Below are 13,738 nucleotides of genomic sequence, written 5' to 3'. Positions count from 1 at the left end.
CGTTTCATGCGCAAGCCGACAATGGCGTTCCTCGGCTCCGGTCTGCTCGCAGCGGCAACATTGCTTTCAGCCTCCTTGGCAACGGCTGCGGATGGGATCGAGGCGATCAAGCAGCGCGGGACGCTCATCGTCGGCGTGAAGGCGGATTACCGTCCCTTCGGCTTCCGCGATCCGAGCGGCGCGATCATCGGGCTGGAACCGGATCTCGCCGCCGACGTCGCCAAGCGCCTCGGCGTGAAGCTCGAACTCGTGCCGGTGGTCTCCTCCAACCGGATCGAGTTCCTGCAGCAGGGCAAGGTCGACCTCCTCATCGCCACGCTCTCGGACAAGCCGGAGCGCCGCCGCGTGGTGCAGGCCATCGACCCGCAATACTATTCCGACTTCGTCAACGTGATGCTGCCGAAGAAGGCCGGCATCACCGACTGGGCGCAGCTGAAGGGTAAGCCCCTCTGCGCCACCTCCGGCGCTTGGTACAATAAGGACGTGGCCCGTACCTACGGCGCGGAGATCGTCGCCTTCGACGGCTCCGAGAAGCCGCTCTTCGCAATGAAGCAGGGCAATTGCCTCGGCTACGTCTACGATCAGAGCATGCTGCAGGGGAAGCTCCTCGACGCCGACTGGAAGGCGGATTACGCCCTGCCGCTGAAGGGCATCCTCGACGCCCCCTGGATGATGGCGGTGGCGCCCGGCAACGGCTCGCTGCAGACGATGATGGAGGCCACGACCAAGGACTGGATGAAATCCGGTTTCATCATTGAAGGCGAGAAGAAGTGGGGCATCGAGCCGACGGAATACTCGAAGGCGATGCACGAGAAGTACAAGAACGCGACCAACTGAGGTCTCTAACGAAACTCCCGCCGCGCGGTAGGGTTCAGGGCGAGAACCGGCCGCGGTCGGGAGTTTCGTGAGGCACTCCGAGCCGCGCCGGGCCGATCGACCCGCCGTCTTGAGGAACACGATGGACGCCGTTCCGAACTGGTTCCGGACCCTTTACGACACCACGGGCTTCAACTTCACCGTCTTCTATGACCCCTACGACTGGGACCGCTACGTCAACGGTCTGAAGACGACCCTGCTGCTGGCGGTGACGACGATCCTGGCGAGCCTCGTCATCGGCGCTGTGGGGGCCCTGCTTCAGGGCGGCCCGTCGCGGCTCCTGCGCGGACTCGTCAACGGCTTCGTCGTGGTGTTCCGCAACACGCCGCCGCTGGTGCAGATCTTCTTCTTCTACTTCGGGCTCGGGACCCTGCTGCCGGCCGCCGAGACCGCCGACGGCCTGCGCGTGCCGATCCTCGACAACGTGCAATGGGCCATAGTCTCGCTGGCGCTGTTCGCCGGCGCTTTCAACGTCGAAATCTTCCGCTCCGGCATCGAGGCGGTGCCGCGTACCACCATCGAGGCGGCCGAGGCCCTCGGCTATACCCGCCTGAAGGCCTATCTCTTCATCGTCCTGCCGCTGGCGCTCCGCGTCTGCCTGCCGGCCCTCAACAACAACCTCATCAACCTGCTGAAGACCACCACCCTGGCCTACGCCATCGCGGTGCCCGAGACGCTCTATGCGGTGAAGCAGATCTGGTCGGAATCGCAGAACGTGCTGGAAATGATGATCGTGCTGCTGGCGACCTACGCCGTCCTCGTCGGCGTCCTCGTCTGGATCATGCATCGCTGGGAGCGGGCCTTGCGGATCCCGGGCTACAGCCGGTGAGGGCGCCACCGCCGAGTGCCAGCGACCTGCCGGTCCTGCTGCCGTTCCGGGTCTCGCGCACGCGGACCCGGTTCGCCCTCAGCCCGGCCCAAGGGTGGCTCGTCGGGGCGTGGCTCGCCGGCCTCGTCCTCGTGGCGCCGGCCTTCGCGCAAGGGGCGGACGCGGTCTTGTCGCCGCTCCAGGTCGTCCTGCGCTGGGCGCCGCTGCTGCTGACGGGCTTTGCCTTCAACGTCGTGATCTCGCTCGTGGCGATGCTCCTCGGCACGGGGGCGGGTCTCGGGCTGGGGCTCGCCCTGGTGAGCGAGGGGCCGGTCCTGCGCCGCATCGCCTGGGGCGTGACGCAGTTCTTCCGCAACGTGCCCTGGCTGGTGCTGCTGTTCTTCGTGATGTTTCTCGTGCCGTTCCAGGTCACGGTGTTCGGCCTGCGCGTGCCGCTGCCCGACTGGGTCAAGGCGACGGTGGGGTTCGCCCTGCCGGTGATGGCCAACGTCGCCGAAATCGTGCGTGGCGCCGTGCGCTCGGTGCCGGCCACCCAGTGGGAGGCGGCCGAATCCCTGGCCTTCACCCGGCGCCAGACGCTGTTCCGGATCATCCTGCCCCAATGCCTCAAGCGGATGCTGCCGCCCTGGATGAACGTCTACGCCCTCATCGCCATGGCCACCGTGCAGGCCTCCATCGTCGGTGTCACCGAGATGCTGACATTGACGGCGCAGGTTCACGCCGCCGAAGGCGGGCGGCCCGAACTGTTCGCGCCCCTCTACGGCTTCGCCCTGCTGTGCTTCTTCCTCTACTGCTATCCGATCGACCGGCTGACGGCGCGCCTGGAGCGGCGCTTCGAGACCGCGTGAGGCCAGTGTTCCCTATGGTGCGTCCCCGATGCTGAAGGTCCCGACCGCCGATGCGCCGATCATCGAGCTGCGCGACGTGCACAAGTCCTTCGGCGAGGCCGAGGTTCTCAAGGGCATCGGCTTCGACGTGCGCCGGGGTGAAGTCGTCTGCATCATCGGGCCGTCCGGTTCGGGCAAGTCGACGCTGATCCGCTGCATCAACGCCCTCGTTCCGGTGACCTCCGGTACCATCCGGGTCGACGGGATCGAAGTGGTCGACCCGAAACTCGACAAGCTCGCATTGCGCCGCAAGGTCGGCATGGTGTTCCAGCAGTACAACCTGTTCCCGCACAAGACGGCGCTGCAGAACGTCATGATGGCGCCCATCCACGTGCTCGGCCAGGACAAGCAGGAGGTCGAGGCTCGGGCGCGGGCGCTCCTCGCCAAGGTGCGCCTCGCCGGCAAGGAGGCGTCCTATCCCGGCGAGATGTCGGGCGGTCAGCAGCAGCGCGTGGCCATCGCCCGCTCCCTCGCGATGCGGCCGGAGGTGATGCTGTTCGACGAGGTCACAGCCGCCCTCGATCCCGAGACGGTCAAGGAGGTGCTGGTTACCATCCGCGAGCTGGCGGAGGAGGGCATGACCTGCCTCCTCGTCACCCACGAGATGAACTTCGCGCGCGAGGTCGCCGACCACGTCTACTTCACCGATCGCGGTGTCATCGTCGAGCACGGGCCGCCCGAGACTTTGTTCTCGTCCGCCGTCGATCCGCGCACGCGACGATTTCTCTCCCAGGTCCTTTAGAAGCCCGTTCGAGAGTAGTCAGACAAACTGTGGATATCGCCCCCTTGCTCTTGGGTGAGGGACTTGTCGCTTGCGACCCAAAATCACTCCTGCGCAACACGGAGCTTGGGAGCCGCTGCGAACAGTGCCTGCGTATAGGCATGGCGCGGGTTGGCGAAGAGTGCGGCGGTCGCCCCTTCCTCGACGATCCGTCCGCCGAGCATGACCACGAGGCGGTCGCAAAGGCGTGCGGCCACGCGCAGGTCGTGAGTGATGAACAGGATCGAGAGGTTGAGACGCTCGCGGATATCCTCCAGCAATTCCAGCACCTGGCGCTGCACCGAGACGTCCAGGGCCGACACAGCCTCGTCCGCGATGAGCACATCGGGTTCCATGGCCAACGCCCGCGCAATGGCGATGCGCTGGCGCTGGCCGCCGGAGAATTCGTGCGGATAGCGGTCGAGCGCGCCGGCATCGAGATGGACGAGATCGAGGAGGCGCGTCGCGCGCGCCCAAGCCGCCTCTTTCGACAGACCGTAGTTCATCGGTCCCTCGATGATCGACTGCCCCACCGTCCGGCGTGGATTGAGCGAGCGGTAGGGATCTTGGAACACCATCTGGACGCGACGCCGATAGGGGCGAAGTTCCCGCGTCGGCAACAGGGCGATGTCGTCGCCACCGATGCGGATATGACCGGCGGACGGATCGACGAAGCGGGCGACGCAGCGCGCCAGGGTCGATTTGCCCGAGCCCGATTCCCCCACGATGCCGAGGGTTTCCCCTGGTTGCAGCGCGAGGCTGACGCCGTCCAGGGCCGTCACTGCGCGGCCGCCACCGAAGAGACCGCGTCCGCCATAGGTCTTGGTGAGGTCACGCACAGCGAGGATCGGCGCCGAAGGCTGCCGGCGTGGCCGGGGAGGCGGCGGCTCGGCCCGGGGAACCGCCGCGATGAGCATGCGGGTATAGGGGTCGCGCGGCCGGGTCAGCACATCCTCGGCGCTGCCCTCCTCCACGAGACGCCCCTTCTGCATGACCACCACCCGGTCGGCGATCTGGGAGACGACGCCGAAATCGTGGGTGATGAACAGGATGCCGGCGTTGCGGCGGGCCTGGAGTTCCTTCAGCAGCTTAAGGATCTGCGCCTGGGTGGTGACGTCGAGCGCCGTGGTCGGCTCGTCGGCGATGATCAGGGCCGGGTCGTTGGCGAGCGCCATGGCGATCATCACCCTCTGGCGCTGGCCACCGGAGAGTTGGTGCGGGTAGGCCTTCGCGAGGCTCGGCGGATCGGGCAGGTGGACATCGCCGAGAAGGTCGAGAACGCGGCGACGCCGCGCCTCGCGGCCGCCCCGGCCGGAATGCGCTTCCAGCATCTCGGCGATCTGGTCGCCGACCTTCAGCACGGGGTTCAGGGCCGTCATCGGCTCCTGGAACACCATCGCCATGCGGCTGCCGCGCAGGGCGCGCAGGCGCGCGGGGCCGATCTTCAGCACATCCTCGCCCTGCAACAGGATCTGCCCGGCGGACGGCGACAGGTTCGGCGCCAGGAGCCCCATCACCGCACTCGCGGTGATGGATTTGCCAGAGCCGGATTCACCGACGACGCAGACGATCTCGTTCGGACCCACGCTGAGCGACAGGCCCTCGATGGCGTTGGCCCGGTCGGCGCCCCGCGGCAGCGGAACGGTGAGGCCGGTGATGGACAGGACAGGTTCCGAACGCACCGAGGCTCCGATCATCGCAAGGCTCCGAAGCGGCGCGCGGTGCGCGGGTCGAGGGCATCGCGCAGACCGTCGCCGATGATGTTGACGGCGAGCACCGTGGCGGCGACGCAGAGGCCCGGGAACAGGATCACCCAGGGCGCGATCTGGAAGGATTGGCGCCCCTCGGCCATGATGTTGCCCCAGCTCGGAATCTCGGTGGGAATGCCGGCGCCGAGGAAACTGAGGATCGCCTCGGTCAGAATCGCCGAGGCGCAGACATAGGTGCCCTGGACGATCAGCGGCGCGATGGTGTTGGGCAGAACGTGGCGGATCAGCAGCATCGGCAGGCGGGTGCCGGCACCGATGGCGGCCTCGACATAGGGCTCCGAGCGCACCGACAGGACGACGCTGCGCACGAGGCGCGCCACCCGCGGGATCTCGGGAATGGCGATGGCGACGATCACCGTGCCGATGCCGGCTCCCGACAGGGTCACCATGGCGATGGCGAGAAGGATAGACGGGATCGCCATGATGCCGTCCATGATCCGCATCACCACCGCGTCGAGGCGGCGCAGGTAGCCCGCCACGAGCCCGATGAACAGACCGATGAGTACGGCGGCGGCGGCCACCGAGAAGCCGATCGTGAGCGACACCCGGGCGCCGTAGACGACACGGGTCCAAACGTCGCGCCCGAATGCGTCGGTCCCGAGCCAGGCCACGCTCGACGGCGGTTTCAGGCGCAGGCGGGGCCGCAGCAGGATCGGGTCGCCGGTCCAGAGGAATGGTGCCGCCAGCGCCGCGAGCCCGACGACCAGCAGGACGGCGAGCCCGAAGAGCACGCCCGGATGGCGCAGGGCCGGTGGCAGCGTCGCGAGCCGTGAGGCCAGGGAGGAGGGGATGGGGGAGGGCATCGTCCGATCCTCGCCGCTCAATAGCGTATCCTCGGATCGAACAGCAGGTAGGACAGGTCGATGGCGAGATTGACCACCACGTAGAGGGCGGAGAACAGCAGGATCACGCCCTGGATGACCGGATAGTCGCGGGCGAGCACCGAATCGACGGTGAGGCGGCCGAGGCCGGGCAGGTTGAAGACGCTTTCGGTGACGACGACGCCGCTGATCAGGAGCGCGATGCCCAACCCGATCACCGAGATCACCGGCACCGCCGCGTTACGCAGGGCATGGCGCCACAGCACCTGCGTCTCGCCGATGCCCTTGGCGCGGGCGGTGCGGATGTAGTCCTCGCCCAGGACCTCCAGCACGCTGGAGCGCGTGGTCCTGGCGATGAGGGCGATGTAGATCACCGAGAGGGTGAGCGTCGGCAGGATCAGCCGCGACAGGAACGGCCAGACGCCTTCGGTGATGCTGACATAGCCTTGCACCGGCAGAAGGCGCAGTTGCATGGCGAAGCCGAAGATGAGGAGATAGCCGAGGACGAAGACCGGCACCGAGAAGCCGAGCACCGAGACCGCCATCACCGCCCGGTCGACCCAGGTGCCGTGCCACCACGCCGCCAGCACCCCGAGGGGGACCGCCACGAGGACGGCGAAGACGATGGTGGTGGTGGCCAGCGCCAGCGTCGGCTCGATCCGCTCCAGAATGAGCTTTGCGACGGGCTGGTTCGATATGATCGACGCGCCGAGATCGCCATGAAGCAGACGGCCGATCCAGGACAGGAACTGGGTCAGGATCGGCTGGTCGAGGCCGAGCCGCGCCCGGATCGCAGCGATCTGGTCGGGGCTCGCGGCATCCCCCGCGAGGATGGCGGCGGGATCACCCGGCGCCAGCCGCAGTAGCAGGAACACGATGACCGCCACCACGCCCATGACGGGAAGAGTGGCGGCGAGGCGTCCGGCGAGAAAGCGACCCATTCAGATCTCCGGGTTCTCGGATCGAGGTGCGGATCCCCCCTTCCACGGGGGAGGGGAGGCCGTGCGAACGTCACTTCTTCTCGATGTTCCAGAATACCGGCGCGGGGGCTTCGAGGATGCCCTTGAGCTTGGGGCCGGCCGCCAGCGGGCTGATGAACTGGCCGGTCGGGTAGTACATCCCGACCGCGTAGGCCCGCTGCTGCACCATCTTTGCGATGGCGACCTGCTTGGCCGGATCGATCTCAAGGGCGTAGGCGTCGCGCATCTTCTCGATCTCGGCATCCTCCGCCCAGCCGAAGAAGCCGCCGTTGCGGCCGCGCGCGTTGACGCCGACATTGCTCACCGGGTTCAGCATGTCGGCGTTGACCCAGGTCGTGTGAAAGATGTTCCAGCCGCCCTGGTCCACCGGATCCTGCTTGGCCCGGCGTCCCACCAGGGTCTGCCAATCCATCGATTGCAGATCGACGTTCATGCCGATCTTGCGCAGTGCCTGGGCGGTCACCGGCCCCAGCGGCGCGGCGATGGCGAGGTCCGTCGGCTGCATCACGACGATGGGCTTCCCGTCATAGCCGCCCTCCTTCAGCAGTTGCTTGGCGCGGGCGAGATCAGTCTTGGGCGCACCGGCATCGGTGGCGTTGGGCGTGTTGCAGACGAACATTGCGAGACACGGCACCATGTAGTCCGGGTCGCCGATCTGGGCGTCGAGGTAATCCTGCTGGTTGACGGCCAGCAGCACGGCCTGGCGGATCTTCTCGTTGTCGAAGGGCGGGTTGACCCAGTTCATCCGGAGCATTCCAGAGACGCCGAGCGTATTGTAGTTGATGATCTGCACACCCGCCCCTGCCTTCAGGATAGGCAGGAAGTCATGTGGCGGCTGCTCGATGTAATCGATCTCGCCGTTGATGAGGGCGTTCACGGCAGTCTGATAATCGGGGATGTTGAGCCACTCGACCCGGTCGACCTTCACCACCTTCGCGCCGGAGGTCCAGCTCGGCGCCTCGCTGCGCGGCACGTAATCCGGGTTCTTTTCGTAGACCACCTTCAAACCGGGCTGGAACTCGGCCTTGACGAAGCGAAACGGGCCGGAGCCGATCTCCTCCGGCACGTTCTTGTCTGCCGGTGTTTCGGCGATGCGCTTGGGCATGATGAACGGCACGTTCGAGGACGGCTTGCCCAGGGAGGTGAGAACGAGGCCGTAGGGCTGTTTCAGCTTGAGGGTGAAGGTCTTGTCGTCCACCGCGTCGAGGGAGGCGGTGTAGGCCATGAGCTTCTGGCCCATGCTGTCGCGCTTGCCCCAGCGTTGCAGCGAGGCGATGCAATCGGCCGACGTCACCGGAGTGCCGTCGTGGAACTTCAATCCGTCGCGCAAGGTGAAGGTGTAGGTCAGCGTGTCGTCGCTGACGCTGTAATCCTTCACCATCTGCGGCTGGACCTTGAAAGTCGCATCGGTGGCGAACAACGTATCGTAGATCATGTAACCGTGATTACGGGCGATGTAGGCGGTGGTGATGATCGGGTCGGTGATCCGCAGGCCCGAATGCATCACGGCGCGGATGGTGACGGGCTTGGCCTGCGCCATCGCCTCGGTCGTGACCGCTCCGGCCGCCATCGCAGCGAGGGCCAGTGCCGCCCGGAAACCCGTCCTGAACGCCTTGTCCATGGAATTCCTCCCCAACGCCGCGATGCGGCTCTCGTGACGAAGTGTATGCAGGATGCAGGCCGTTACCGTCCGTCGAGCCTCGCCATCAGGCCGGCCAGCAGCCTGGCGCGATGCGGCAGCGAGGCGGTGAGTACATACTCGTCCAGGGTATGGTAGCCAGCACCGCAGGGGCCGAGACCGTCGAGGGTCGGGATGCCGAGATTGCCGGTGAAATTGCCGTCGGAGCCGCCGCCGAAGCTCTCGTGCGGCAGCGCCGAGCCGAGGTCGCCGGCGATCATCCGGGCGGTCTCGTAGAGCGCCATGGTGCCGGCATCGGGCTCCCAGACCGGGCGGGTGACACCGCGCGTCACCGTGAAGGCGACGCCGTCCGCCTCTCCGGACAGGGCGAGCATCCGCTCGACGCCGCGGTCGAGATCGCCCTGGCGCTTGGCCATGCTCAGCACCTCGGCCCGGCAGGTGGTGGCGACGCAGTTCACCCATTGCCCGCCCTGGACGATGCCGACGCTGAAGGTGCAATCGGCATCCGACATCGCCTCGATGGCGATGATCTGCTGCGCCATGGACCGGATGGCCGAGCGGCCGTCCCCGAGGCGTGCTCCCGCATGGCTCGGGCGGCCGGTGGCGGTGAGATCGAAGCGGGCGATGGCGTAGCGCCCCGTGAGCACTCCGTCCCCCGGCTGGCCGGGCTCCGGCACCAGGACGTAGCGCTGCCGGGACGCTTCCGCCTCGATGAGATCACGGGTCGAGGGGCTTCCCACCTCCTCGTCGCTCGTGAGCAGAAAAGTGATCGGGAGCGGTGTCTCGACGGCGGCTTTGCGCAAAGCCTTCACGGCTTCGAGGGCGATGAAGTTGCCCCCTTTCATGTCGAGGATGCCGGGGCCGTAGCAGCGATCCCCTTCCACCCGCCAGGGGAGGGCGGACAGGGTGCCGACGGGATGGACCGTATCGAGATGGCCGAGCACGAGGATGCCCGGCTCGTCCCGGCGCGCATGCGGGAACCGGGCGCGGACGCAATCGCCGAAGCCCATGCGTCCGGGGATCGACTCCACCGCGGCGCCGGCCATGGCGAGGTCGCGGGCGGCAACACCCATCATCCGGTTCACCGCCGCCCTGTCGTGGGTCGGGCTCTCGCACTCGATCCAGGGGCGAAGGCCGGCGAGAAGGTCGCCGAGATCGAAGGGAAGGTCGTTCAGAGCGAAATTCTCGAAAGCCATCGATCAATCCTGTGCGAACGGGTCGGCAATGCGGGGCCAGTAGGCCGGGTCGCGCTTGGTGTAGGGGATCGCTCCGTAATCCGGGGGAACCGCGCCGGGGACGGCGACGTAGCGAATCTCGCTGGCGATAGGCGCGAAGGCCGCGTGGAAGTGCTGCATCGATTTCACCACGACGATGCGCTTGTCGTCGAGGGTGAGGCCGAGGCCGGTATAGGCATCCGGGGCGAAGGGCTGCTGGCGCTGCGAGGCCAGAACGATGTGGATGCCGTCCGCCTCGATCCAGGCGCAGGGACCGAGTTGCGCGCGCCCGCCGCTGAGGCCGCCCTGGCTATGAGACGCGGAGAGCCCGCGCACGGTGATGCGCAGGTCGAGGGGATCACCGGAGGTGACACCGCACTTGCCGGCGATGCGCAGATCGAACGTGGCGCCGATCCCGGCCTCGTGGCAGATGCCCACCGCGCCCGGATCCCAGTACAGGCCGGTGACGGCGTCGCGGATGCCCCGCTCGACCATCCGCGCGAGGAGGGCGGTATTGTCGGAGGGAGCGCCCGCCCCGGCATTGTCCGCGATGTCGGCGAGCACCATCGGGCGCGGATCGGTGGAGGCCAGCGCCGCGTCGAGCGCGGCATCGACCGTATCGACCCGTGTCGCGGCCTCCCCGCGCATCGCCCAGACATCGGCTGCGAGACTTCGGGCAAGGGACGCGGCCTTGGCCGTATCGCCGTCGGCCACCACGAGCATCCGGGCGCCGACCTCGGCGACGTCCCCCCATGGAAAACCGTGTCCGAACGAGACGGACAGGATGCCGTCCCTGCCCTCCAGCGCCTCCATCCGCCGGACGAACCCGGCGACCGGCTCCGCCGTGGTGCGCCACATATTGACCATGCGGCAATCCTGGATCGCCATGACCGGACGGATCGTCCCCGTGGCCGTGCCGATCACGAGCGGATAGAGGTCGCGCGCCCGCGCCACGATGTCGGTATGCGGGTATTCCTTGTAGATCACGACGACGTCGGCCGCCCGGCGGATCGTCTCAGTCAGATGGCAATGCAGGTCGAGCTCGACCCCGACCGCCACTTTCGGCCCGACCAGGGCGCGGACCCGCTCCAGGGTATCGCCCTCGCAATCGTCGTAGCCTTGCGCGACCATGGCGCCGTGCATGAACAGCAGCACCGCATCCACCGGCAGGGCCGCTTCGAGATCGGACAGCAGCGTGTCGCGCAAGTCTTCGTAGACCGCGCGCAGGGTGATGCCGCCGGGCTGGGCGAAGGTGGACAGGCTTTCGACCACCCTGTGCCCGTCGCTCTCGGCCATCTCGCGCCAGGCCTTGAGGCCGATATTGCTCAGGCTCGGCGGGCCGAGGCTCCCGTCGCGGCGGGCGTAATCGGCGAGGAAGGCGGCCCTGCCTGTGGGAATGGGAGCGAAGGTGTTCGTCTCGGTGGCGAGGCCGGCGATGAAGATCTTCACGTGCGCGGCACCTCCTGGCTGGGTCGAATGGGCTGGCTGGGTCGAAGCGGGATGACGGTCTCGGTGGCCGCGTCCACGGCCTCGCGGGAATAGAGCAGGGGCACGGGCTCGCCCGCCGCCCAGGGCACGGCATGGTCGGCGTAATGGGGGCTGTCGGATCGGCCCGACTGGCCCGGTGCGTTCACGAACAGGCTGGCGTCCCAATCACCCACATCGACGACCATGCGGAACGACGCGCCCGTGGTGAGGGCACCGTCATGGGGGCGGTAATCCGCATGCATCACGGAAGCCGCCGAGCCGCCGACAGGCAGCGGACCGACATTCTCGCCGGCCGCACCGCCGATGCCGGAGAGAGGATGCCGGAAGAAACCATGATGGAACCGGCCCCATTCCCATCCGGCGGGATCGGTGCCGAACCGCGCCTCGCAATCGCGCCAGGCCGAGGCGAGGGCGCGGGTGACAAGCGCCGTGCGCGCTGCTTCATCAAGGCTCGGGTCGCCATGATCGAGGGCGTCGAGCAGGGTCTCCGTGTCGCCGGGCCGGAACAGGTCGGCATCGGCCGGTTCGGGCGCCAGGGCGGTGACGAGCGCCGGGCGCAGGTGCCGGACCCACAGCGTCTCGATGAGGCAGGCGGCGGCGCTCCCCGCATGCAGGTGTCCGTCGAAGCCGAGGAGCAGATGGGCGGCGGCGCGGGACGCAGCATCGTCGGCCGGGGGCAGGGCGGCGATGAACCGGCCGAGACGAAGGGCGGGTTCCGAGAAGACGTCGGCCTGCAGGCGGGTCGAGGCGTCGAGCGTATGCCCGGCATCGTCCTCGAGGACGGAGCGGATGCGCCGGGCCCGCCAGGGCTCGAGCCACTCGAAGCCCAGGCGGCGCGTCTCGGCCGGATAATCGTCCGGCAGGTTCATCTCGTTCGCGCTGAAGACGAAGCCGCATTCCGGGTCTACGTGGTGCGGCAGCACGAAGGGATCGTGGAAACCGGCCCATTCGTAGCGGCCGTCGCCAGGCACCGGGAGCAGCCCGTCCCAGTTCGAGCGCACCGGCGCCTTGCCGGCCATGAACCATGCGATGGTGCCGCCGGTATCGGCATAGACCTGATTGGTGGAGGGTGCCGACCAATCGCGCAACGCCTCTCGGAACTCCGTCACCGTGCTGGCGCCGAGATAGGCGAGGCTGCCGAGATAGGCGGCTGTCCCGGGCTCCGACCAGACCGTCCGCACGGCGAAGGCCTGGTGTCCGGCCGCATCCTCGCAGATCACCGGCCCGTGGCGGGTGAAGGTGAGGGTGACCTCCTCGTCGGGGCCGTCGCGCACGGGGATGCGCTCGACGATCCGCGCCATGGCCTCCCAGCCCGTGCCATAGCGATAGAGGCCGGGATCGTCCGGATGCGTCTCGTAGACGAACAGGTCTTCCTGATCGATCGGCGCGATGGTGAGGCTGAAGGCGGCTGTGCCGTTATGGCCGATGGAGATGCCCGGCAGCGCCGGTTCTCCGGCTCCGATCACGTCGAGCCCCGGCGCGGTGAGGTGAACGACGTAGCGCAATGAGGGAAGCTGGTAGGCGCGATGCGGGTCGCTCGCCAGGATCGGGCGGCCGGTGGCGGTGCGCGCCCCCGAGACCGCCCAGTTGTTCGAGCCTTCGCCGGTCTCCGCCGCCGTCACGACAGGTTGGCGACCCGCGCGGTGAACGGTGCCGAAGGCATCGACCTCGCTCCATGCCCGGCCCTCGGTGCGATGGGCGGCGAGGCGGTCCGGATCGAAGCTCACCGGCGCGGTGGCGAGACGGAAGACCGTGAGGAGGTCTTCGGGCAGACGCTCGGGCGCCAAGCCTTCCGGGATCACGGGGGCGTGGGTCGGGCTCAATGACTTGCGCAGGTCATCCGTCGCAAGGCCACAGCAGGCGAGGACACGGGCGCGGGCGACCTCCGAGGCGACGTTGCGCACGAGGGCATGGCTGCGGATCCGCACCACGTCCTCCACATCCCACAAAGCGGGCCGTGTCCCCATGGAGGCGAATTCCGGCGGCAGCAGATCGTCCCGCTCACGGGTCAGGGCAATAAACGCGTTGAGCCCGCGGACGAAGGCGGAGACAATGGTTCTGGTGCGGGGATGGCCATAAGCCGCCCATTCGGCCTCCATATCCCCACGATACAGAAACAGCCGCGTGGCCCGATCCTGAGCCAGGTAGCCCGGACCGAAATCTGCGGCGAGCAAACCCAATCCTCGCTTGCGCCACAGGTCGAGCTGCCAGAGACGGTCGCGCCCCGCATTAAATCCCTGGACGAGGAATGCGTCGTCCTGCGATTCCGCCCGGATATGGGCGACGCCCCATTGGTCGAGGCGGATCTCGGCGGGCGCAGCCAACCCGTCAATGACGAAGGCGGCGTCTTCCCGGTGCATTGCAGCCGCCATCAGTGCGGAATCCGTCGGAACGGCTTCAGGCAGTCTTCTCGGTCTCCGGCACGTATCATGTATGCAATCCCATCCTGTATTCGGCGTTCTGGCAAGCCGTACG

Annotated in this window: 11 protein-coding genes; 4 read left to right on the top strand and 7 right to left on the bottom strand. The window is 67.6% G+C overall.

Annotated features, from left to right (window positions below):
* The first annotated feature begins 6 nt into the window (after positions 1 to 6).
* The 4 genes from K368_RS0121555 to K368_RS0121540 all read left to right on the top strand — a co-directional run bounded on the left by K368_RS0121555 (position 7) and on the right by K368_RS0121540 (position 3,334).
* Positions 7 to 837 carry a transporter substrate-binding domain-containing protein gene (locus K368_RS0121555; protein ID WP_027174157.1) on the top strand — a complete coding sequence of 277 codons (831 nt, stop codon included), beginning with the start codon at positions 7 to 9 and terminating at the stop codon, positions 835 to 837.
* Between the two features lie 121 nt (positions 838 to 958).
* Positions 959 to 1,705, top strand: coding sequence for an amino acid ABC transporter permease (locus K368_RS0121550; RefSeq protein ID WP_027174156.1), 747 nt, complete (start codon positions 959 to 961; stop codon positions 1,703 to 1,705).
* Positions 1,702 to 2,553 carry an amino acid ABC transporter permease gene (locus tag K368_RS0121545; protein WP_027174155.1) on the top strand — a complete coding sequence of 284 codons (852 nt, stop codon included), beginning with the start codon at positions 1,702 to 1,704 and terminating at the stop codon, positions 2,551 to 2,553. Before K368_RS0121550 ends, K368_RS0121545 begins: the two co-directional genes overlap by 4 nt.
* A 28-nt stretch (positions 2,554 to 2,581) precedes the next feature.
* Positions 2,582 to 3,334, top strand: a complete 753-nt coding sequence (locus K368_RS0121540; protein ID WP_027174154.1) for an amino acid ABC transporter ATP-binding protein — start codon at positions 2,582 to 2,584, stop codon at positions 3,332 to 3,334.
* Between the two features lie 83 nt (positions 3,335 to 3,417).
* Here K368_RS0121540 and K368_RS0121535 read toward each other — a convergent pair whose 3' ends face one another.
* From K368_RS0121535 to K368_RS25280, 7 genes are all read right to left on the bottom strand, one after another.
* A complete protein-coding gene (locus K368_RS0121535; protein WP_027174153.1) occupies positions 3,418 to 5,049 on the bottom strand; it encodes an ABC transporter ATP-binding protein in 1,632 nt (543 codons plus the stop codon).
* Entirely contained in the window at positions 5,046 to 5,924 is an 879-nt protein-coding gene (locus tag K368_RS0121530; RefSeq protein ID WP_027174152.1) for an ABC transporter permease, read from the bottom strand. The genes K368_RS0121535 and K368_RS0121530 overlap by 4 nt, the downstream gene beginning before the upstream one ends.
* A gap of 17 nt (positions 5,925 to 5,941) precedes the next feature.
* Positions 5,942 to 6,883 (bottom strand): ABC transporter permease, encoded by a 942-nt coding sequence (locus tag K368_RS0121525; RefSeq protein ID WP_027174151.1) that lies wholly within the window; start codon positions 6,881 to 6,883, stop codon positions 5,942 to 5,944.
* A 70-nt stretch (positions 6,884 to 6,953) separates the two neighbouring features.
* Positions 6,954 to 8,543 carry an ABC transporter substrate-binding protein gene (locus tag K368_RS0121520; protein WP_027174150.1) on the bottom strand — a complete coding sequence of 530 codons (1,590 nt, stop codon included), beginning with the start codon at positions 8,541 to 8,543 and terminating at the stop codon, positions 6,954 to 6,956.
* Positions 8,544 to 8,605: 62 nt separating this feature from the next.
* Positions 8,606 to 9,757, bottom strand: coding sequence for a M20/M25/M40 family metallo-hydrolase (locus K368_RS0121515; RefSeq protein WP_036266581.1), 1,152 nt, complete (start codon positions 9,755 to 9,757; stop codon positions 8,606 to 8,608).
* 3 nt (positions 9,758 to 9,760) lie between these two features.
* Positions 9,761 to 11,224 (bottom strand): M81 family metallopeptidase, encoded by a 1,464-nt coding sequence (locus K368_RS0121510; RefSeq protein ID WP_027174148.1) that lies wholly within the window; start codon positions 11,222 to 11,224, stop codon positions 9,761 to 9,763.
* On the bottom strand, positions 11,221 to 13,635 hold the full coding sequence (locus K368_RS25280) for a penicillin acylase family protein (RefSeq protein WP_051439959.1): 2,415 nt from the start codon (positions 13,633 to 13,635) through the stop codon (positions 11,221 to 11,223). The genes K368_RS0121510 and K368_RS25280 overlap by 4 nt, the downstream gene beginning before the upstream one ends.
* Positions 13,636 to 13,738: the final 103 nt, after the last annotated feature.

It is taken from the genome of Methylobacterium sp. 10, from assembly GCF_000519085.1.
Taxonomy (GTDB): Bacteria; Pseudomonadota; Alphaproteobacteria; order Rhizobiales; family Beijerinckiaceae; genus Methylobacterium.
This window is presented reverse-complemented; position numbering and strand designations above follow the sequence as displayed.